The sequence below is a fragment of the Bradyrhizobium sp. 35 genome, assembly GCF_023073215.1.
GTDB lineage: Bacteria > Pseudomonadota > Alphaproteobacteria > Rhizobiales > Xanthobacteraceae > Bradyrhizobium > Bradyrhizobium canariense_D.
This window is the reverse complement of record NZ_JADPJC010000010.1, coordinates 50,418-69,653: the sequence shown is the minus strand read 5'-3', so window position 1 is coordinate 69,653 and position 19,236 is coordinate 50,418. Positions and strand designations below refer to the sequence as shown.

Annotated in this window: 20 protein-coding genes, 2 tRNA genes and 2 pseudogenes; 15 read left to right on the top strand and 9 right to left on the bottom strand. The window is 65.0% G+C overall.

The window, feature by feature from the left end; all coding sequences use genetic code 11:
- Position 1: 1 nt before the first annotated feature.
- Complete coding sequence (locus tag IVB36_RS00965) at positions 2-193, bottom strand: hypothetical protein (protein ID WP_247299722.1); 192 nt, start codon at positions 191-193, stop codon at positions 2-4.
- 102 nt (positions 194-295) lie between these two features.
- Between IVB36_RS00965 and IVB36_RS00960 the strand changes: the two are divergent.
- The 7 genes and pseudogenes from IVB36_RS00960 to IVB36_RS00930 all read left to right on the top strand — a co-directional run.
- A pseudogene (locus IVB36_RS00960) lies at positions 296-517 on the top strand (methyl-accepting chemotaxis protein); the annotation flags it as partial.
- Positions 518-823: 306 nt separating this feature from the next.
- A complete protein-coding gene (locus IVB36_RS00955; protein WP_247299719.1) occupies positions 824-1,555 on the top strand; it encodes a class I SAM-dependent methyltransferase in 732 nt (243 codons plus the stop codon).
- A 56-nt stretch (positions 1,556-1,611) separates the two neighbouring features.
- A pseudogene (locus IVB36_RS00950) lies at positions 1,612-2,326 on the top strand (class I SAM-dependent methyltransferase).
- Between the two features lie 102 nt (positions 2,327-2,428).
- Positions 2,429-4,267, top strand: a complete 1,839-nt coding sequence (locus IVB36_RS00945; RefSeq protein WP_247371696.1) for a PQQ-binding-like beta-propeller repeat protein — start codon at positions 2,429-2,431, stop codon at positions 4,265-4,267.
- 75 nt (positions 4,268-4,342) lie between these two features.
- Complete coding sequence (locus IVB36_RS00940) at positions 4,343-4,756, top strand: GFA family protein (RefSeq protein ID WP_247335710.1); 414 nt, start codon at positions 4,343-4,345, stop codon at positions 4,754-4,756.
- A gap of 176 nt (positions 4,757-4,932) precedes the next feature.
- Positions 4,933-5,664, top strand: a complete 732-nt coding sequence (locus tag IVB36_RS00935; RefSeq protein ID WP_247335721.1) for a Crp/Fnr family transcriptional regulator — start codon at positions 4,933-4,935, stop codon at positions 5,662-5,664.
- A 3-nt stretch (positions 5,665-5,667) separates the two neighbouring features.
- Entirely contained in the window at positions 5,668-5,895 is a 228-nt protein-coding gene (locus IVB36_RS00930; RefSeq protein WP_018455400.1) for a hypothetical protein, read from the top strand.
- Between the two features lie 78 nt (positions 5,896-5,973).
- Here IVB36_RS00930 and IVB36_RS00925 read toward each other — a convergent pair.
- Together IVB36_RS00925 and IVB36_RS00920 are read right to left on the bottom strand one after the other, a co-directional pair.
- A tRNA-Thr gene (locus IVB36_RS00925) sits at positions 5,974-6,048 on the bottom strand.
- Between the two features lie 166 nt (positions 6,049-6,214).
- On the bottom strand, positions 6,215-6,715 hold the full coding sequence (locus tag IVB36_RS00920) for a hypothetical protein (RefSeq protein ID WP_247335724.1): 501 nt from the start codon (positions 6,713-6,715) through the stop codon (positions 6,215-6,217).
- Between the two features lie 282 nt (positions 6,716-6,997).
- Here IVB36_RS00920 and IVB36_RS00915 point away from each other — a divergent pair, with 282 nt between their 5' ends.
- On the top strand, positions 6,998-7,483 hold the full coding sequence (locus IVB36_RS00915; protein ID WP_018458105.1) for a hypothetical protein: 486 nt from the start codon (positions 6,998-7,000) through the stop codon (positions 7,481-7,483).
- Positions 7,484-7,526: 43 nt separating this feature from the next.
- On the top strand, positions 7,527-8,060 hold the full coding sequence (locus IVB36_RS00910) for a hypothetical protein (RefSeq protein ID WP_247335727.1): 534 nt from the start codon (positions 7,527-7,529) through the stop codon (positions 8,058-8,060).
- A 61-nt stretch (positions 8,061-8,121) separates the two neighbouring features.
- Here IVB36_RS00910 and rlmB read toward each other — a convergent pair whose 3' ends face one another.
- Entirely contained in the window at positions 8,122-8,952 is an 831-nt protein-coding gene (gene rlmB / locus IVB36_RS00905; RefSeq protein ID WP_247362010.1) for a 23S rRNA (guanosine(2251)-2'-O)-methyltransferase RlmB, read from the bottom strand.
- A gap of 206 nt (positions 8,953-9,158) precedes the next feature.
- Between rlmB and IVB36_RS00900 the strand changes: the two genes are divergently transcribed.
- Positions 9,159-9,244: transfer RNA gene (locus IVB36_RS00900), tRNA-Tyr, on the top strand.
- A gap of 94 nt (positions 9,245-9,338) precedes the next feature.
- Positions 9,339-9,581 carry a GIY-YIG nuclease family protein gene (locus IVB36_RS00895; RefSeq protein WP_247362223.1) on the top strand — a complete coding sequence of 81 codons (243 nt, stop codon included), beginning with the start codon at positions 9,339-9,341 and terminating at the stop codon, positions 9,579-9,581.
- 37 nt (positions 9,582-9,618) lie between these two features.
- On the opposite strand, the gene IVB36_RS00890 is transcribed toward IVB36_RS00895, so the two are convergent.
- Positions 9,619-10,650, bottom strand: coding sequence for an LLM class flavin-dependent oxidoreductase (locus IVB36_RS00890; RefSeq protein WP_247390243.1), 1,032 nt, complete (start codon positions 10,648-10,650; stop codon positions 9,619-9,621).
- Between the two features lie 155 nt (positions 10,651-10,805).
- Entirely contained in the window at positions 10,806-11,732 is a 927-nt protein-coding gene (locus IVB36_RS00885) for a LysR family transcriptional regulator (RefSeq protein WP_247390241.1), read from the bottom strand.
- 111 nt (positions 11,733-11,843) lie between these two features.
- On the opposite strand from IVB36_RS00885, the gene IVB36_RS00880 reads away from it, so the two are divergent.
- The 3 genes from IVB36_RS00880 to IVB36_RS00870 are packed head-to-tail and all read left to right on the top strand — an operon-like array spanning position 11,844 to position 14,967.
- Positions 11,844-13,202, top strand: coding sequence for an MFS transporter (locus IVB36_RS00880; RefSeq protein ID WP_018458110.1), 1,359 nt, complete (start codon positions 11,844-11,846; stop codon positions 13,200-13,202).
- Positions 13,199-13,696, top strand: a complete 498-nt coding sequence (locus IVB36_RS00875) for a GAF domain-containing protein (RefSeq protein WP_247362237.1) — start codon at positions 13,199-13,201, stop codon at positions 13,694-13,696. The genes IVB36_RS00880 and IVB36_RS00875 overlap by 4 nt, the downstream gene beginning before the upstream one ends.
- A 17-nt stretch (positions 13,697-13,713) precedes the next feature.
- Positions 13,714-14,967: an amidohydrolase family protein gene (locus tag IVB36_RS00870; protein ID WP_247385904.1), complete on the top strand. Its 1,254-nt coding sequence runs from the start codon at positions 13,714-13,716 to the stop codon at positions 14,965-14,967.
- Between the two features lie 2 nt (positions 14,968-14,969).
- Here IVB36_RS00870 and IVB36_RS00865 read toward each other — a convergent pair whose 3' ends face one another.
- Both IVB36_RS00865 and IVB36_RS00860 read right to left on the bottom strand, forming a co-directional pair.
- Positions 14,970-15,950, bottom strand: coding sequence for an NADPH:quinone oxidoreductase family protein (locus IVB36_RS00865; protein ID WP_247385908.1), 981 nt, complete (start codon positions 15,948-15,950; stop codon positions 14,970-14,972).
- Positions 15,951-16,006: 56 nt separating this feature from the next.
- Complete coding sequence (locus tag IVB36_RS00860; protein ID WP_247385911.1) at positions 16,007-18,064, bottom strand: ATP-dependent helicase; 2,058 nt, start codon at positions 18,062-18,064, stop codon at positions 16,007-16,009.
- A gap of 127 nt (positions 18,065-18,191) precedes the next feature.
- Here IVB36_RS00860 and IVB36_RS00855 point away from each other — a divergent pair, with 127 nt between their 5' ends.
- A complete protein-coding gene (locus IVB36_RS00855) occupies positions 18,192-18,782 on the top strand; it encodes a TMEM175 family protein (protein ID WP_085351217.1) in 591 nt (196 codons plus the stop codon).
- A gap of 9 nt (positions 18,783-18,791) precedes the next feature.
- Here IVB36_RS00855 and IVB36_RS00850 read toward each other — a convergent pair whose 3' ends face one another.
- Positions 18,792-19,178, bottom strand: coding sequence for a YciI family protein (locus IVB36_RS00850; RefSeq protein WP_247336197.1), 387 nt, complete (start codon positions 19,176-19,178; stop codon positions 18,792-18,794).
- Positions 19,179-19,236 lie beyond the last annotated feature (58 nt).

The following is a 19,236-nucleotide window of genomic DNA, read 5'->3' as shown; positions in this document are numbered from 1 at the left end:
GCTAGCGCTCCCGCGGATTGAGGTTGGGCTCGAACGGCGCCCCGACCACCCGAACCGGCGTCGGCGTGGCCCCGTCTATTGCTACCGTTTCAGCCCGCTGCTTTGCCGGAGCCGGCCAGGCAGCCTGTTCGAACAGCGCAACAGCCCCGGCCAACGCGCTACAGCACAGCGTCACCGTGGCCAGCAGAAACATGTTTCGATTTTCTTCCCTGATCCGCATGGGTCGACAACGGCCGACGCCCTTGACCGGTTCCGTCTGACCATGCCCGGATCGCTCCCCAAACTGCCGGCGGGACGCGATCAGGACATGGCCAGGGCAAATCTTCAAAGACAAATCTTCAGAACCACGGATCGAGGTCGCCTCACGGCAGCGCAGATCGAGGTTGGGAAGCAAGCCGCCCATCAGCGCAAGCGCGACATGGTCAACCTTGCCGACGGCTTTGAGCGCGCAGCCGGCGAGATCAAGACGGTGGGCGCGGCGCCCACCGAGCTTGAAGCGTCGTCCTCGACGCTGGCCAAGTGTTTTCCACGGCCAAGATGCTGGCGAGCGACAGCAACCGGCTGGGTGGCACAAACTCCGGCGGCACGGCGCCCCGGCAAGCAGCTGATTTATTGCGGCAGCAAGAGGGACATCGCGATCGCGAACAGGAAGCCCGTTGCGACGATCGCCGCGACAGCACCCGCGGTGATCTTGGCGATCTCTCGGCTGGTATAGGGAGGCATGGGATGCGCATGCTACCTCATGTTGAACTCTGATCCAATCTGTGGTCAGTAGCCGCGCCCGAAATGCGTGCGGCCAACGTCCATTCCCGAAGGTCGATCCATGAACGAGGATATCAGCGACGGCTGGACCGCGTCCGCGGCTGCTTGGATCGTCGAGCAGGGTGAAGACGGCGACTATGGTCGCCGCTTCGTGCTGGACGCGCCGATGCGAGCGCGGATCGAAGGGCGCGGCTTCCGCAATGCGCTCGACGTTGGCTGCGGCGAGGGGCGCTTCTGTCGCATCATGCAGCGCGCCGGCATCCGCACCACCGGCATCGACCCGACCGAAGCGCTGCTCGCGCGTGCCATGAAATTGGACCCGCAGGGCGACTACCGGCTTGGCCGAGCTGAAACAATGAAGATCGAAGCGCCATTTGATCTGGTCGTCAGCTATCTCAGCCTAGTCGACATGCCCCATCTCGGTGCGGCGATCGGGAAGATCGTGGCAGCGCTGCGGCCGGGCGGTACGCTGCTGATTGCCAATCTGACCAGCTTCAACACCGCGGGTCCGCCCGACGGCTGGACGCGTGACGGCGACGGCGCCTTGCGCTTCAACATCGATCATTACATGGAGGAGCGGCCGACTTGGGTGACTTGGCGCGGCATCCGAATTCTGAACTGGCATCGTCCGCTCAGCACCTACATGACGCTGCTACTCGATCAGGGGCTCCTGTTGCGCCTTTTCGTCGAGCCGCAGCCCAGCGGCGGCGACCCCGACAGGAATGCCTTTCATCGCCGGGTGCCTTACTTCCACATCATGGAGTGGCAGAAACCGGTTTTGAGGATGGGATGAGATTCGGATGGAACGCATGACCACAGTGTTCACAACGTAGTCTTAAGGTCCGGACGATGATCTCCAAGCGCCCACCCGTGCTCGCCCATGAGCGGTTCACCGCCGACCGCGAGAATTTTGTCGGCCTCGATCTGGCCGCGCGGTTCGAGCGCATCGAGAAGACCAACCTGTGGGGGGGCGGCCAGTTCGGTGTCGGGCCTCGGCTCGGAGAATCCCGCGACCGCAGCAATCCGCGAGGAGCTTCCTGCACTCCTGCAACGGCTCGGCGCGCACTCGCTGCTCGATGCGCCCTGCGGCGACGCGGGCTGGATCGGCCGCCTGAAGCTGCATCTCGACTACACCGGAATCGACATCGTGCCGTCGCTGATCGCGGCCAATCGCAAGCGCGTGGCTGGCGGTGAGTTGTCAGGCCGGTTTCTCGTTGCCGACATCACACGCGATGCACTGCCGCGTGCCGACGTGGTTCTGTGCCGGGACTGCCTGGTCCATTTGAGTTTCGACCACATCGTCCGCGCCGTCGCGAACTTTCGCGCCAGCGGTGCGCGTTTCCTGCTGGTCACGACGTTTCCCGAATGGGACGACAATTGCGATTGCGAGGACGGCGACTGGCGGGCGCTGAACATGGAGAAGGCGCCGTTCGACTGGCCGGCACCGCGCGAGCTGATCAACGAGCGTTGCGAAGAGGGCGATGGCGGCTGGCGCGACAAGAGCCTCGGGCTGTGGCGGCTCGATGAACTGCCCGATCGTGTCCTCACTGCCCGGGGGATATGACGGACGCGGGTGGAACGTCCGTTGCGTGAGTGATTGCCCTCGCGCTATACTTTGGGTTGCATGATGCCGTCTCGCATTGCGGTGACGATGTTGGAGCACGCCATGAGACCGAGTGTTGTCGCCGTCGCCATGCTGGTCTGGTGCTGCGCGCCCGCGTTGGCGCAGCAGGACGGCGCTGCGCTCTACGCAAGCCACTGCGCGCAATGTCACGATGGCGGTGATGGCCAGAGCCGTGTGCCAGGCCGCGGCGCCATGCAGGCGATGTCGTTCGATCATGTGCTGGGAACGCTGACTTCTGGAAGCATGGCGGCAATGGCGAAGGACCGCAGCGACTCGGAACGGCGCGCGATTGCCGCCTTTGTCACCGGCAAGGCCGCGGTGGGCGACAATGCAGTCGATGCGGAGGGACGCTGCACGCAGCAGGTCAATTTCTTTCCGCAAGCGCTCGATGGTCCGCGCTGGAATGGCTGGGGCGTCGACGTTGCCAACAGCCGCTTCCAGTCGGCCGAAATGGCCGGCCTCACCGCGGAAGAGGTGCCGCGCCTGCGGTTGAAATGGGCTTATGCCTTTCCCGGCGCCTCGGTGTCGTTTGCGCCGCCGACCATCGTGGGCGGTCTGCTGTTTATCGGCGGCACTGACCGCAAGGTGCACGCGCTCGACGCGCGAAGCGGCTGCACGAGGTGGACGCTGCCGACCGATGCCGCGGTGCGCGCGGCGATCAGCTTCGGGCCGCTTCCCGGCACCGATCAGTTCGCGATCTTCTTCGGTGACCTGCGCGCCAATGCCTATGCGGTGAACGCACTGACTGGCGCGCTGATCTGGAAGACGAAGGTCGAGGAGCATCCGGCAGCGCGCATCACTGGCGCGCCGACGCTGCATTCCGGCGTGCTCTATATCCCGGTCTCCTCGCTGGAGGAGGCCGCCGGTTCGCAGGCCAGTTACGAATGCTGTACCTTCCGCGGCAGCGTGGTCGCGCTCGAGGCAGTGACCGGCAAGCCGGTGTGGCAGGCCTACACGATCCCCGAGGTGCCGCATCCGACCGGCAAGAATGCGAGAGGCACGCAGCTGTTCGGCCCGTCCGGCGCGGCGGTGTGGTCGGCACCGACGATTGATCCGAAACGCAACGCCGTCTACGTCGCGACCAGCAATTCCTATTCGAATCCACCCGCCGCAACCGCCGATGCGGTCCTCGCCTTCGAGCTTGCGACAGGTAAGCTGCTCTGGAAGCAGCAGGCGACCCCGAGCGACGCCTTCATCGTCGCGTGCTTCGGCGCGGACAAGACCAATTGTCCTGAAGATCACGGGCCCGACCACGATTTTGGCCAGTCGCCGATCCTCGTGACCTTGCGTGACGGCAGGCGCGTTCTTGCCATCGCGCAGAAGTCCGGCGTCGTGCACGCGCTCGATCCTGATGATGGCGGCAAGATCCTGTGGCAGACGCGGATCGGGAAGGGCGGTGCGCTCGGCGGCAGCGAGTGGGGCTCGGCCGCCGACCAGGATCGCATCTATGTCGCGAACTCAGACGTGCGGTTCCTGCGCGATGGTACGCGGCGGCTCGATGCCACCCAAGGCGGCGGCCTGTTCGGCCTCGACCTCGCCAGTGGGAAAATTGCGATGGAAGTATCTCCTGTCGCCTGTGGCGATCGCCTCCAATGCAGCCCTGCGCTGTCGGCTGCCGTGAGCCTGATCCCCGGCGTCGTGTTTTCCGGCGGCGTCAGCGGCTTTCTGCGCGCCTACGCGACAGCCGACGGAAAGCTGTTGTGGGAATACGACACGGCGCGAGACTATACGGCGGTGAACGGCGCCCCTGGTCATGGCGGCGCGATCGACGGCCCCGGGCCGATCATCGCCGGCGGAATGCTCTACACCAATTCCGGCTACGGCCAGTGGGGCGGCGTCGCCGGCAACGCACTGCTGGCGTTCGAGGTTGCGAAGGAGTGAGGGTCCGTCCTGGATTGCTCTGCGCTCCAGCCGAGCGACAGAACCTGTCAGCCAATTGAGGAGGAAGGAGCTTCGATGATCGATGCCCAATGCAGGTGCGGCGCTCTCGCGCTGTCGCTTCCAGGACCTTCCAGCCTCGTCGTCGCCTGCCACTGCATTGACTGCCAGCGTCGAACCGGCGCGCCGTTCGGGGTCGGTGCGTTCTATCCGGCGGAGGGCGTCACGATCTCAGGGACGTCGAAGGAGTACGTCCGGACAGCCGCAAGCGGCGGCACGGTCCGCAGCTATTTTTGCCCCGAGTGCGGTTCGACGGTCTATTGGAAGGCGGACAATCTGCCTGCGATGATCGGCGTTGCCGTGGGCGCGATCGCGGTTCCGAACTACCCTGCGCCCAACCGCTCGGTTTTCGAACAGTCGAAACATGCCTGGGTGGAGATATCAGGCGCTGAGCACTTCCAGCAAAGCAGCGCACCGAAGCATTCGAAGTGAGCGTTGCGCGTCAAATTTCGCTCCAAGGCTTCGCGGCAAGATGAATTGACGCCGTTCCCGTGGGTTCCGCCGAGGGTTGGAATTTGCGGCGGTCCCTCTGCTTCGCGTGAGACAATAGCTAGCCGTCCGGATTGGAACGAACGTCACAAAAATTCGTTTGCCGACCGGAGCTAACGATGAATAACGCGGAAATTTTCGAACCTTTCTTAAGGCGGTTGCGGGTCAGCACCGAAATTGATGAAGAGGACGAGGCCGCTATCCGTCATTTGCCAATCACGGTGAAACGGATGGCTGGCGGTCAGCCGGTCGTTTCTCTCGGAGATCGACCTTCGGCGTGCTGCCTTGTCGTTGATGGCTTTATCCTGAGATCAAAGATCGTCGGCAATGGCCACCGCCAAATCATGGCCTTTCACCAACCCGGCGACATTCCCGATCTGCAGGGTCTCTTTCTACATGTGATGGACCATGACGTCAGCGCGCTTGGCGATAGCGTTCTCGGCTTCATTCCGCATGCAGCGGTGCGCTCACTGATAAGAAAGCGGCCTAACGTGGCCGAAGCGCTTTGGCGCGATACACTGACCGACGCCGCGATCTTCCGGGAGTGGATTTGCAACGTTGGTCAACGCGAAGCCACAAGCCGCGTGGCGCATCTCGTGCTTGAGCTTTACACCAGATTGAAGGCGATCGGTCGAGCGGACGGCCTGTCCTTCGACTTTCCGGCCTCTCAGGCACTCCTCGCCGACGCCGTCGGCACGAGTGTGGTCCACATGAATCGGGTCGTTCAGCAGCTACGTGCTCAGCGCGTGTTGGACCTGGAGCGGGGAAGAATATCGATCCTTGATGAAGCCAGGTTGCGCGAAATAGCAGACTTCGACGTGCTTTACCTTCATCTCAATCCGTCGCTCTGAGCCATGAAGTTCTACTTCGATATCAAGGACGACTTTTTCGCTGCGGTCGACGAGGATGGGGTGGATTTGCCCGGCCCGGAAGCCGCCGAAAAAGAGGCGATCGCAATGGCGACCTCGATTGCCAGAGACGTTGCGTCGGCAAAGGGGGCGCAGGTCCTCATTATAGTCAGGAACGAGAAGCACCCGCTGCTCGAGTTGAGTGTAACGGTCGCCCGGAAAGCTCTGACGTGATTGCCTGAAATCGGTTCTCGCGGTCGTCAGACGGAGGAGTGCCCCGATCTATAAAGGCCGCAGTGTCGGCTAAATCGGTGGTGCCGGCTGAGGGGATTGAACCCCCGACCTTCGGTTTACAAAACCGCTGCTCTACCGCTGAGCTAAGCCGGCGACGCCTGGAGAAGCGGGGCAGGCCCGGCCTATGCCGGGGCTGTCCGCCCGTGCGCGCCGCAATACCAGACTTGACCGGAAAGTGCCAGAACCCGGGATCCCCGATGCAGACATGAATCAGGCGGCCCGAGGGCCGCCCGATCTGTCGCGTTCGGTTCAAACCGCCTTATTGGCAGATGTGCCGGCGGCCGTCTTCGCCCTTGAACCAGGTGCCGGGCGTGCAGACGAAGCCGTTGCGCTGGGCGTAGGTGCGGGTGTCCCACCCCCGATTGTCCCAGCCGCGGTTATCCCAACTGTTGTCGTAGGCGTAGGCGTCGTTCGTGGCACGGAACGGGGCAGTTGCGATTGCACCCGCAGTCCCGATGGCTGCGCCGGCCACGCCAGCGGCTGCTCCGACCGCGCCGGCGGCGACGTCGGTCGGCCAGAAGCCGGTGCGGCTCCTGTTCCAGTCGTTATTCCAGTCACCGTTGGTGGTCTGGCGATAGGACACGCGACGATGCCGATAGCCGCTATCGGTGTACGGATTTCCCGGTCCGACGTTCTGGCAGTTGGCGTTGGGGAATTGCGCCGCGCAACGGCCGGGATTGGTGATCACGGCCTGCGCCATGGCAGAGCCTGCCACCAGGGTCGCCGCAATCGCCGTGGCTCCGAGAAGTTTGACGTTCATGATTGTTTGGCTCCCGTTTTGTTGACGGGGGCTAAACGCCGAAGACGCCGGACGTTCCGCTGAAGCCGCGGATTTTCGTCGGCGACAGTCAAACGGAAGTGAGCACGGTCCATGGTTCCGGACTGCAGGGTCCGGCGGCGTTAATGCTTCGCTAGTTCGCTTTGGCGCATTTGAGCGGCGCGGAATCCTTACACATTAGGCTTACCGGCAATTGGTGAGAGGGCCTTAACCCTCTCTGCGCCGCCATCGGGTAGGTTGTCGCCGAATAAATGGGGTCCTCTCATGCGCGCTGTGGCGCTCGCTGCCTTTCTGATCGGACTGCCCGCGACGGCGTTTGCCGGCGGCGGCTTCGATATCGTCGTTCCCGGTCGCCCCGGCGTGCCCATCATCATCAACAACATCGACGCGTCCTATGCCGTGATCGAGGGGACCTGGGGCCTGGGGAAGAACGTCCAGGTGCAGCCCACGATTTATGGCGGCCGCTATGTCGCCGAGCGCCAGCCCACCGACGTCGGCCATTACTATCCGACGCTGGGCCTGCGGCCCGGCTATGGCCGGCTCGAGGTCGAACCGCCCGCGAACCGCAAATTGCCCAAGCCGCCCGATAGCTATCACCAGAGCTGGGGCGCCCAATCGGCGCCGCTGCCGCCGCAGATGGACGTGCCCGTCAATCCGCCGCCGGTGATTCTCGCGCCTGAGTTCAACGACCAGCCGCGGCGTCCTCGGCCGCGGCCGCGTGCAGAGATGCCCGGCAAGCCGCCGGGTTAAGAAACGACAAAATCCAAAAAACGGAAATCAACAGGAGAGAGTAATGCGTCAGATGATTTCGGGACTGGTCGCGGCGGCTGCCGTGATGTTCGCCGCCACCGCGCCCGCTGCGGCCTGCGGCTTCGATCCGTGCCAGCCGGTCGCGCCGGTCTATTCCGGCTGTAACACCGGCTGCGGCGGTTATGGGGCCGGCTACAGCTACGGCTATGGCGCCTATGAGCGTCTCGCCGAGCCCACCACGCAATATTATCACGTCAACCAGGGCCCGACCTACACCGGCCCGGGCGCCTTCGCGCCGTATCCGACCTACCGTGAGGACGCGGTGGTTGCGCCCGCCAATTACGGCTACGGCCGTGGCTACGGCTATGGGCACGGCTATGGCTATCGCGCTGCCGCGGTCGAAGCGCCGGCCGCCTATCCCTACCGCCGCCCGTATTACCGTCCGTATCGCTACGGCTACGGCCCGCGCGCCGGCTATCTGCCGCGCACGCATTACGGCTACGGTCCGCGCTACGGCTACGCCCCGCGCCATGCGCCGTACTATGGCGGCCACCGCGTGCTGCGCCGCTATTACTGATCGCTTGATCGGTTGAGCCGACGAGACGCCCGTCCGCGACGCGGACGGGCGTTTTGTTTTGTTACCGCTTCATCAGCCCGAGCCGGCTCGCGCCGACATAGAGCGAGAGCACGGCGGCATTCGAGACGTTGAGACTCTTGATCTCTCCCGGCATGTCGAGCCGCGCCACGACGCTGCAGGTCTCGCGTGTCAACTGCCGCAGGCCCTTGCCTTCCGCGCCCAGAACCAGCGCGAGCGGCTCGCGCAGGGTGAGCTCGGAGAGATCCGCGCTGCCTTCACTGTCCAGCCCGACAGTCTGGAAGCCGAGCTCGTTCATCGTGGTCAGTGCGCGGGCGAGGTTTTGCACCGTCACCATCGGGACCAGCTCCAGCGCGCCGGAGGCGGCCTTGGCCAGCACGCCGGTCGCTTCCGGACTGTGACGCGCGGTGGTGACGATCGCCTTCACCGCAAAGGCGGCCGCCGAGCGCAGGATGGCGCCGACATTGTGCGGATCGGTGATCTGGTCGAGCACCAGCACCATGCCGTCCTGCTCCAAATCCTCGATGTCGGGCGAGGGCAGGGGATCGGCCTCGGCGAGCAGGCCCTGGTGCACGGCGTCGGGCGACAGCAGCCGGTCGATCTCCTGGGGCCGGACGATCTCGGGCGCGACCGGGATCGCGATGTTCTCGTCCGCCAGACGCCTTGCGGCGTTCTCGGTCAGCGTCAGCTTGCGGATCTGCCGCTGGGGGTTGGCGAGCGCCATGGAGACGGTGTGCCAGCCATAGAGGATGACAGGCCCGTCGGTGTCCGAATCGCGATCGCGACGGGCCGGACGACCGGCCGATTTTCCGGGCCTGTTGAAGGGCTTAGACCCGCCGCGGGGGCCCCTCGGGTTGAATTTTCGATCCTTCATGGGCTCGCTTGTGTCACGGGTCCCGGAATATGGCAATTTGGGTGGTGTCGGGGGCGATTTTAGCTGTTCGCCTCGGTTGACTTTACCCCACCGCTTCGCCGATAACCGCGCCCGGTCGCGCCCCCATCCGGGCTGTCGCGGCCTTCACGTTCCATGGCCGTCTTCGGTCGCCGGCAAGGTCCGGCCCGATTGTGCTGCCGTCGAGCGGGGGAGTGTCCCGAGTGGCAAAGGGAGCTGACTGTAAATCAGCCGCCTTATGGCTTCGCAGGTTCGAGTCCTGCCTCCCCCACCATCCTGCTTCGCGCTGACGCGCTTCGCAGGATTTGCAGCCTTTTACTGCGCGAAGCAGGATGCCCTCCGAAGCCTAGGCGAAGGGGGGCGGCGTCATGCACTATGTCTATCTTCTGGAGAGCGAACTTTTCGTGGGCCAACGCTATATTGGGCTGACGAAGGATCTCAAGCAGCGGCTAGCCGATCACAACGGGGGTAAATCGCCGCACACGTCTAAGTACGGTCCGTGGCGACTGGTGACCTATGTGGCCTTTTCCGACATCGAGAAGGCTAGAGCCTTCGAGCGCTATTTGAAATCCGGTTCGGGCCACGCCTTCGCGAAGAAGAGACTCTGGTGAGCGAAGGCGAAGACGCACTGAAGCGGATCCGATCGCCTCACCCCACCATCTCCCGCACCATCGGCACCACCTTCCGCCCGTAGAGCTCGATGCTCTTCATCAGCTTGCCATGCGGCAGCGGGCCCGCCGAATACTTCAGCTGAAACCGCGAAATGCCGAGCGCCTTTGCCGTCTTGGCGATCTTGCGCGCGACCGTCTCCGGCGAGCCGACATAGAGCGAGCCGTGCTCGGCCTCGTTCACGAACTCGTCGCGGCCCATCGGTGGCCAGCCGCGTTCCTTGCCGATGCGGTCGCGCATCGCCTTGTAGTCGGGCCACAGCTCCTCGCGCGCCTGTTCGTCGGTCTCGGCGACATAGCCTGGCGAGTGCACGCCGATCGGCTGTGCCGGGCGGCCGAACTCCCTGAACGCGCGATGATAGAGCTCGACGAAGGGCGCGAAGCGCGCGGGATCGCCGCCGATGATCGCGAGCATCAAGGGCAAGTCGTAATGCGCCGCGCGCACCACCGATTGCGGACTGCCGCCGACGCCGATCCAGGTCTTGAGCGTGCCGTTCTCGACCGGGGGATAGACCAGCTGCCCGTTCAGCGGCGGACGCAGCTTACCTTCCCAGGTCACCGGCTTCTGCGACAGCAGTGCCGCGAACAGATCGAGCTTCTCCTCGAACAGCGCCTCGTAAGCCCGCAGGTCGAAACCGAACAGTGGAAAGGACTCGGTGAACGAGCCGCGGCCGAGGATCACCTCCGCACGTCCGTTCGAGAGCGCGTCCAGCGTGGCAAAGCGCTGGAAGACGCGGATTGGATCGTCCGAGCTCAGCACCGTCACGGCCGAGCCGAGATGGATCCGCCTGGTCCGCGACGCGATGGCGGCCAGCACGGTCTCAGGGGAGGAGATCGCGAAGTCGGCGCGGTGATGCTCGCCGAGGCCGATGAAGTCGAGGCCGAGCTGGTCGGCGAGCACCGCCTCGTCGACGACATTGCGGATCACCTGTGCGTGCGGAAGCATCGCGCCGGAGGCGTCCCTGGTGACGTCGCCAAAGGTGTCCAGTCCGAATTCGAGCGTTGCGGTCATTGATGAGGTCTCTGCGGGCGCGGCTTGCGCGCCTGTCACTGGGGGAGGGGATTGCTTTGGTTGGAGCTAAGCAGCAGGGACTGGCGCGCAATGCTGCTTCGAGAAACCCATTGTTTCCCTTTTTCGTGGTGTCGGGGCGCCCGCCGCCCGCGCCTTCAGTCCGACCTGGCGAACATCTCGACCAGCGTGTCGCGCAGCCAGCGCTGCGCCGGTACGGTGTCGTTGCGCTGGTGCCAGAACAGGCTGACGATGCGCGGCGGCGCCTTGAGCGGAAGCGGCATGGCGTGCAGGAACGGCGCGTGCCGGGATTGCGAGCGCAGATCGCTCGGCAGCACGGCGATCAGGTCGGACTGGCGCACGATTTCGTAGGCGGCGCTATAGTGATTGACGGTCGCGACCACGTTGCGCGACAGCCCGCGCGAGGCGAGGAAGAGGTCGTAGGACGGCAAGGTCTTGCCGGCGAGGCTCACATCGACATGCCCCGCGTTGAGGAAGCTGCGCGTGCTCAGCCGCTTCATCGCGGCGAGCGGATGGCTGCGCCGCATGAAGCAGGCGTAGTCGACGGTCCACAGCGAGCGCGAGCGGATGGCGGCCGGCTGCTGCGCCTCGTTGACATAGACGCTGAGGACGCAATCAACGCGATTGTCCTCGAGCTGGTCGGCGATCTCCAAAATGGTGTTGGGAACGGTGTGGATTCGCGCCTTGGGCGCGACCTTGCCGAAATGGTTCAGCAGGTTTGGCATCACCAGCGAGGCGACGTAATCCGACATCGACAGGCTGAACTCGGTCTGAGCACGGTGCGGATCGAACACCTGCTCGTCGAGCGCGCCGCGGACGGTTTCGAGCGCTTCGCCGATCGGCTCCCACAGCACCACGGCGCGCTGGGTCGGACGGATGCCGGTGCCGGACCTGACGAACAGGGCATCGCCGAGCGCGTCCCGCAGGCGTGCGAGCGCGTTGCTGACGGCCGGTTGCGTCATTAGAAGCGCGTTGGCGGCGCGCGTGACGCTGCCCTCGGTCATCAGGGCCTCGAACACTTTCAGCAGGTTGAGGTCGAGCGAGCGAAACGACAGAACATTCACCCCAGTGATGTACTAGATCATGATTATAAATTATGACGATAATATCTCCTTGTCTATGGTTCCCCCCGGGAATGAGCGGAGTGCCGGGCCGCCAGACAGAGGGGGACTTTCATGTCGATGATCTCGGCGCGGATCGAGCGCCTTCCATTCGCACGCTTCCACAAGCATCTGCTGCTGATGGGCGGGCTCGGCTACATGTTCGACGCGATGGACGCAGCCGTGCTGGCGTTCATCCTGCCGGTGCTGCGCACGACCTGGAATCTGTCGAGCGTCCAGATCGGCGTGCTCGGCAGCAGCACCTATATCGGCTTCCTGTTCGGCGCGCTGCTGGCGGGCACGCTGGGTGACCTGATCGGCCGTCGCGCGGTGATGATGTCGGCGCTGGCACTCTATTGCGTCGCATCCATCGTCAGCGCTGCGGTGAACGACTGGTCGTCCTTCTTCGCCGCGCGCGTCGTCGCGGGCATGGGCACCGGCGCGGAGAGCGCGATCATTGCGCCCTATCTGGCGGAATTCGTCGCACGGCGTTACCGCGGCAGCTTTACCGGCGCGCTGGCCGGATTCTTCTCCTTCGGTTTCGTCGCGGCGGCCTTGCTCGGCTATTTCATCGTGCCCGCCTCTGAGAACGGCTGGCGCATCGTTCTGGTGATCACCGCGGTGCCGGTCGTCATGCTGCTGTGGTGGCGCAGGGCGCTGCCGGAATCGCCGCGCTGGCTGGAAAGCCGGGGCCGGGAGAAGGAAGCCGCAGCCGTGCTGGACAGGATCGAGGCCGGATTTGCGAGCCAAGGCCATGTCCTGCCGCAACCGGTCGTCGAAATCACGGCGCCTGCCGTGACTGGTGGGACGCTGCTTGCCAATTTCGCCGCGCTCCTCGCCGGCCGCCAGGCGCGCATCACCATCATGACCTGGATCATGTGGCTTACGATCACGTTCAGCTACTATTCCTTCTTCGTCTGGATCCCCGGCCTTCTGGTCCAGAACGGCATGAGCATCACCAAGAGCTTCGCCTATTCGATCGCGATCTATTGCGCGCAAATTCCCGGCTATTTCAGCGCTGCGTACTTCAACGAGCGCATCGGCCGGCAGGCGACGATTGCCTCCTACATGGTGCTCGGCGGCGCCAGCGCGCTTGGACTTGCATTCGCGCAGAGCGATCAGCACATCATGGTCGCCGGAATCTTGCTGTCCTTCTTCATGAACGGCACCTATGCGGGGGTCTATGCCTATACCGCCGAGGTATTTCCGACGGCCGTCAGAACCACCGGCGCCGGGCTCGCCTCCGCGATCGGCCGCATCGGTGCGATCGTCTCGCCGATCCTGGTCGGCTATCTCTATCCCAATTTCGGCTTCGCCGGCGTGTTCGGCCTCACCACGAGCGTGCTGCTGTTAGGCGCGCTCACCGTGGTGCTGATGGGCGTGCCGACACGCGGCCGTTCGCTGGAAGAGATCGCGGCAGGCGAAGTCGCATGAGGGAGACGAAACACCGATCCGATCCGCTGCTCTGCGCGGTGGCGGCCGCGCAGGGCAGGGCGGATCAGCCGGATGCCCTGTACTCGGCGCTGGACGGCGCCCTGAAGTCGGCGATCGGGCACAAGCTGTTCACGATCCTGACCTATGACGACGACACGAGGGAAGCCGCGCGGGTGTATTCCAATCTGCCCGGACCTTACCCCGCGGGCGGCCGCAAGCACCTGGCGCCGGGGCCGTGGACCGAGGCCGTGCTCGACCGCGGCGAGGCCTATATCGGCCGCACCCGGGACGATCTGCGCGAGGTGTTTTCCGATCACGAGCTGATCGCTTCGCTCGGCTGCGAGAGCGTGCTCAACATGCCCGTGCGCTGGCGCGGGCGCACGCTCGGCTCGCTCAATCTGCTCCATGAGGCAGGCTGGTACGGCGAGGACGATGTCGCTGCGTGTCTCCCATTCGCCCAGCTCGCCTTGCCCGCGCTGCTCATCCAGTCCTGATAAGACAGGAAGTCGTCATGTCCCGTGTGCTCTTCAAGAACGCCGCTCTGCTCGATCCGCTTCAGCCGGACCTCCTGGAGGGACATCACATACTGGTCGAGGACGGTCTGATCAAGGAGGTCTCCGATCGGCCGCTCCAGGTGGAAACCGACCGCACCGTCGATCTGAAGGGCAAGACGCTGATGCCCGGCCTGATCGACCTGCATGTGCATGCGATCGCCGTCGAACTCAATCTGGCGCAGCAGGTGCACATGCCGAACGTGCTGGTGACGCTGCGCTCGACGCTGCTGCTGCGCGGCATGCTGCGGCGGGGCTTCACCACCGTGCGCGACGCCGGCGGCGCCGGCCACGCACTGAAGCAGGCGATCGAGACCGGTCTCACCGACGGTCCGCGGCTGTTCGTCTCGGGACGTGCGCTCAGCCAGACCGGCGGCCACGGCGACATGCGGGCCCGCTCGGATTATCTTGCCAGCGACGCACCGTGCCCCTGCTGCGTGCGTGTCGGCGCGCTGGCGCGCGTTGCCGATGGTGTCGACGGCGTGCGCAGGGCGGCGCGCGAGGAACTGCAGATGGGCGCCGACCAGATCAAGATCATGGCCTCCGGCGGCGTTGCTTCACCGACCGATCCGGTCGGCGCCTTCGGCTACTCCGAGGACGAGATCCGCGCCATCGTCGAAGAGGCGCGCGGGCGTCAGACCTATGTGCTCGCCCACGCTTACACCGCTGCCGCGATCGAACGGGCGGTGCGCTGCGGGGTGCGCACCATCGAGCACGGCAATTTGGTCGATGCTCCGACCGCGCAGCTGATGGCCGAGAAGGGCGCCTATGTGGTGCCGACGCTCGTCACCTACGAGGCGCTGGCTAACGAGGGTGCCCAATATGGCCTGCCGCCCGAAAGCGTTGCCAAGATCGCCGATGTCCGCGACGCGGGCCTGCGTTCGCTCACGATCTACCGCGACGCCGGCGTGAAGATGGGGTTCGGCAGCGACCTGCTCGGACCGTCGCAGCGTCTGCAGAGCGACGAGTTCCGCATCCGTGCCGAGATTCTCGGTCCCCGCGCCGTCATCGCCAGCGCGACATTGGTCGGCGCCGAGGTGCTCGGCATGGAGGGCAAGCTCGGCCGCATCATGCCCGAAGCCATCGCGGACCTGCTGGTGGTCGACGGCAACCCGCTGCGCGACGTGGCCTGCCTGCTCGGCCAGGGCGAGCACATTCCGCTGGTGATGAAGGCAGGCAAGGTCCAGTTCGACCGGCTGGGGGCGCGTAGCTAATCCTATTTCGAGATGCGCACGACCATCTTGCCAAGCGCCCCGCGCGTCTGCATCGTCCTGAACGCTTCCCGGAAATCATCCAGCGCGAAGACGCGACCGACCACAGGCTTCAGCTGGCCCTCGACCAACCAGGCCGTCAGCTCCGACATCAGGCGCTTCTGCACCTCGGGCTCGCGGATTGGAAGCTGCGCGAGGTCGACGCCGAGCAGGGCGCCGCCCTTCAGCAGTGGCAGGTTGAATGGCAATGCCGGGATCGCGCCGGCGGCAAAACCGACCACGAGATGACGGCCGCGCCAGGCGATGGAGCGAAAGGCCTGTACCGAGACTTCGCCGCCGACGGGGTCGAAGATCACGTCTGCGCCGCGTCCTGAGGTCAATTCCTTCAGCGTGTCGCGCCAGTTGGTCTGCGTGTAGTCCACCACAGCGTCGGCGCCGTGCTGTCGCGCGAACGCGCGCTTGTCTGGTGTCGATGCCGCTGCGATCACACGGGCGCCGAGCAGCCTGCCAATCTGGACGGCCGCGATTCCCGTGCCGCCCGCTGCGCCCAGCACCAGAAGCTGTTCGCCTGCGCCGAGCGACGCGCGCGCACTCAGCGCATAGAGGGCGGTCAGGTAATTGGCACGAAACGAAGCGGCGACCTCCGCCGCGACGCTGTCCGGCAGGGGATAGAGCGCTTCGGGGGGGACGACGATCTCTTCGGCAAGCGCGCCCGAGCGCGTCATCCCCATTACGCGCATCCCGGGTTGATAGCCGCCCGGTGCGCCGGGGGCTTCGTCCACGATGCCTGCGAATTCGGTTCCGGGAATGAAGGGCAGGGAATCCTTGGTCTGATAGCGCCCCTCCATCTTCAAACCGTCAACAAATCCGATTCCTGCAGCCTCTACCCGGACACGCAGCTGTCCGGGCCCGATGCGTGGAGACGGAACGTCCTTCAGGGCGATTTGATCGATCGGCGCGTATTGCTCGACGACGACGGCTTTCATGTCGGACCTCTGTTGTCCAGTTATGCTGACAGGTCTCGACACCAGCCTCTTGTGTCTTACCGCCACATTCCGCGCATCCGCGCCCTGATGTCGACCTTCGGCCCTTGCGCCGCCGTGCGGGCCGCGCTTGCCCCAGCCTTCGGCCAGGCGGTGCGCTCGAACAGATAGACCAGCGGCTCCGGGATGAAGCGGGTGCGCGAGGCGTAGACGTGGCGGTCGCCCTTGGCTTGCTGGCCGTGGGTGAAGAAGCGCTGCGGCACCACGAGGTGCAGGTCGTCCTTGGCGCGCGTCATCGCGACATAGAGCAGGCGGCGTTCCTCCTCGAGCTCGGCGCTGGTGCCGGCGCCGAGATCCGACGGCATGCAGCCGTCGACGACGTTGAGCACGAACACCGATTTCCACTCCTGGCCCTTGGCGGAGTGGATGGTGGAGAGGATCAGATAGTCCTCGTCGCGCAAGGGCGGCCCGGATTTGTCGCTGGTCGCATCCGGCGGATCGAGCGTGAGCTCGGTCAGGAATTTCTCGCGCGAGGCATAGCCACTCGCGATCTGCTCGAGCTGCATCAGGTCGGCGCGGCGCGTCTCCGAATCCTCGTGGAGGCGATCGAGATGCGGTTCGTACCAGAGCCGCACGCGTTCGAGATCGGCCGGCCATTCCGAATAGCGCAGATTTTCGATGGTGCGGACGAAGTCGGTCCAGTCCGCGCCGGTGCGCGGCGGCACCGGGAGCTGGCCGAGCGCGGCGAGCGGATCGGAGCTCTCCGCCATTTGATCGAGCACGCGCTGCGCCGTCGCGGGTCCGATGCCCGGCAACAGATGCAGGATGCGAAAGCCGGCGACGCGGTCGCGCGGATTCTCGGCGAAGCGCAGCAGCGCCAGCACGTCCTTGACATGCGCGGCGTCGAGAAACTTGAGGCCGCCGAACTTGACGAAGGGAATGTTGCGGCGGGTCAGCTCGATCTCGAGCGGGCCCGAATGCGAGGAGGTCCGGAACAGCACTGCCTGGTGCTTCAGGAGCGCGCCTTGCTCGCGGTTGGCCAGCACTTCCTCGACGATGTAAAGGGCCTGGTCGGTCTCATCGTGCACGGTGACGAGCTGCGGCTTTTGCGCGGAGCTGCGGTCGGTCCAGAGGTTTTTTGTGAAGCGCTCGCGCGCCAGGCCGATGACGCCGTTCGCCGCCGCCAGCACGGGTTGCGTCGAGCGGTAATTGCGGTCGAGCGTGATCATCTCGGCGCGGGGCGAGAAGCTCTGCGGAAAATCCAGAATGTTGCGGACCGTGGCGGCGCGGAACGAATAGATCGACTGCGCGTCGTCACCGACGACGGTGAGGCCGCGTCCGTCCGGCTTCAGCGCCAGCAGGATCGAGGATTGCAGGCGGTTGGTGTCCTGATATTCGTCGACCAAGACGTGATCGAAGCGGCCGCCGATTTCTTCCGCGATCAGCGCATCGCTCATCATCTGCGACCAGTAGAGCAGCAGGTCGTCGTAATCCAGCACGTGCTGGGCCTGCTTGGCCTCGACATAGGCCGCGAACAGGCCCTTCAGCTCGGCCGCCCAGCCTGCGCACCAGGGATAGTGCGCCCCCAACACCTTCTCGATCTCCATCTCGGCATTGACGCAGCGCGAGTAGATCGACAGGCAGGTGCCTTTGGCGGGAAAGCGGCTCTCCGTCTTCGACAATCCGCGCTCGTGCCGGACCAGATTCATCAGGTCGGCGGAATCCTCGCGGTCGTGGATGGTGAAGGCAGGATCGACGCCGATCCGCTCGGCATATTCGCGCAGCAACCGTGCGCCGATGCCATGGAACGTGCCGGCCCAGGTGAGCGCGTCGCGCATGATCGCGGCATTGTTCTCGCCGAGCACTTTCCGGGCGATGCGCTCGACCCGGCCGGCCATTTCGGCCGCGGCGCGGCGCGAGAACGTCATCAAGAGGATACGGCGCGGATCGCTGCCCGCGACGATCAAATGCGCGACGCGGTGGGCCAGCGTGTTGGTCTTGCCGGAGCCCGCGCCGGCGATGACGAGCAGGGGCGCGCCCACGGTCGCACCATCGGCCACGCCATGCTCCACGGCGCGGCGCTGCTCCGCATTGAGCGTGTCCAGATATGTCGCCACGAATCGCCCCGGTGAAACAGCCAGAGTCGGCGATCCCGCTGCGAATCGCAATGCGTCTGGACGGGACCGATGTTAAGACCTAGGGACAAGACGGCCCAAGGTTCCATTCCGAAAAGCGCCACCCGGCATGACCGAGCTCAAATCCGACCAGTTCGAGATGCGACGGCTGGAATCGCTCAGCAACACCATCTTTGGCGTCGCCATGACGCTGCTCGCCTACGACCTGCCCAGGGCCGCGGTCTTCACCAGCGCGCCCGACTGGAACGATCTCGCCCGGGTCTATTCCGGCAAGCTCGCGGGTCTTGCGCTCAGCTTCATCATCGCCGGCGTGTTCTGGATCAGCCATCACCGGCGGCTGGCGCGCCAGCCCGTCGGCAGCCGCGGCGCGGTGATCCTCAATTTGTTCTTCCTGCTGTCGATCGTGCTGCTGCCGGTGACCAACGGCCTCTACACCAACTACGCCACGAGCAGTGCGGTCGCCGTGCTCTACGGCCTGCACCTGACTGCAATCGCCGGCCTCAATGCCTGGCTGTGGTGGAGGATCCTGGGTGGCTGGCGCCACGAGATCATGGCCTCGCTGTTTCCGCTGCTGGTGTTCATCCCGGGCACGGTCGTTGCGGCGTTCGCGCCGCAAGTCGCGCCGTTCGTGTGGTTCATCGCCTTCGGCGGGCTGCTGATCCAGCGCTTCTATGTCGGGCCCACCGGGACGGACAATTAGGCCTGCCGTTCATTCGCCGGAGGGCGTCGCGCCGAACCCGTCGGCCGGCACGTAAAGCTTGACCGGGCGGATTTCGTAGACCGCTGAGGGATTGACCTGGCGCAGCGTCCGCGCCGCCGCGATCGCCGCCTCTTCCGTGTCGTACTCGACGAGGTGGAAGCCCAGAAGCTGCTCCTTGGTCTCGGCAAATGGGCCGTCCAGCACGACGCCCGCGCCGGGGCCGCGCAAGGTACGGGCCTTTCGGGTCTCATCCAGGCGGGCGGCCGGGCCAAAATGCCCGCTTGCCCGGAGGGGAGCCTGAACCTCGATGACCTTTGCCACGACCGCGGCGTCCTTCTCGGGCGTCCAGGACAAGATCTCGTCTTCCACATGATAGGCCAGGATGGCGTAAAGCATCGTCACCTCGTTGATTTTCGCTGCGCGCGTCCAAAGGACGTATCACCACCCTCGCAGC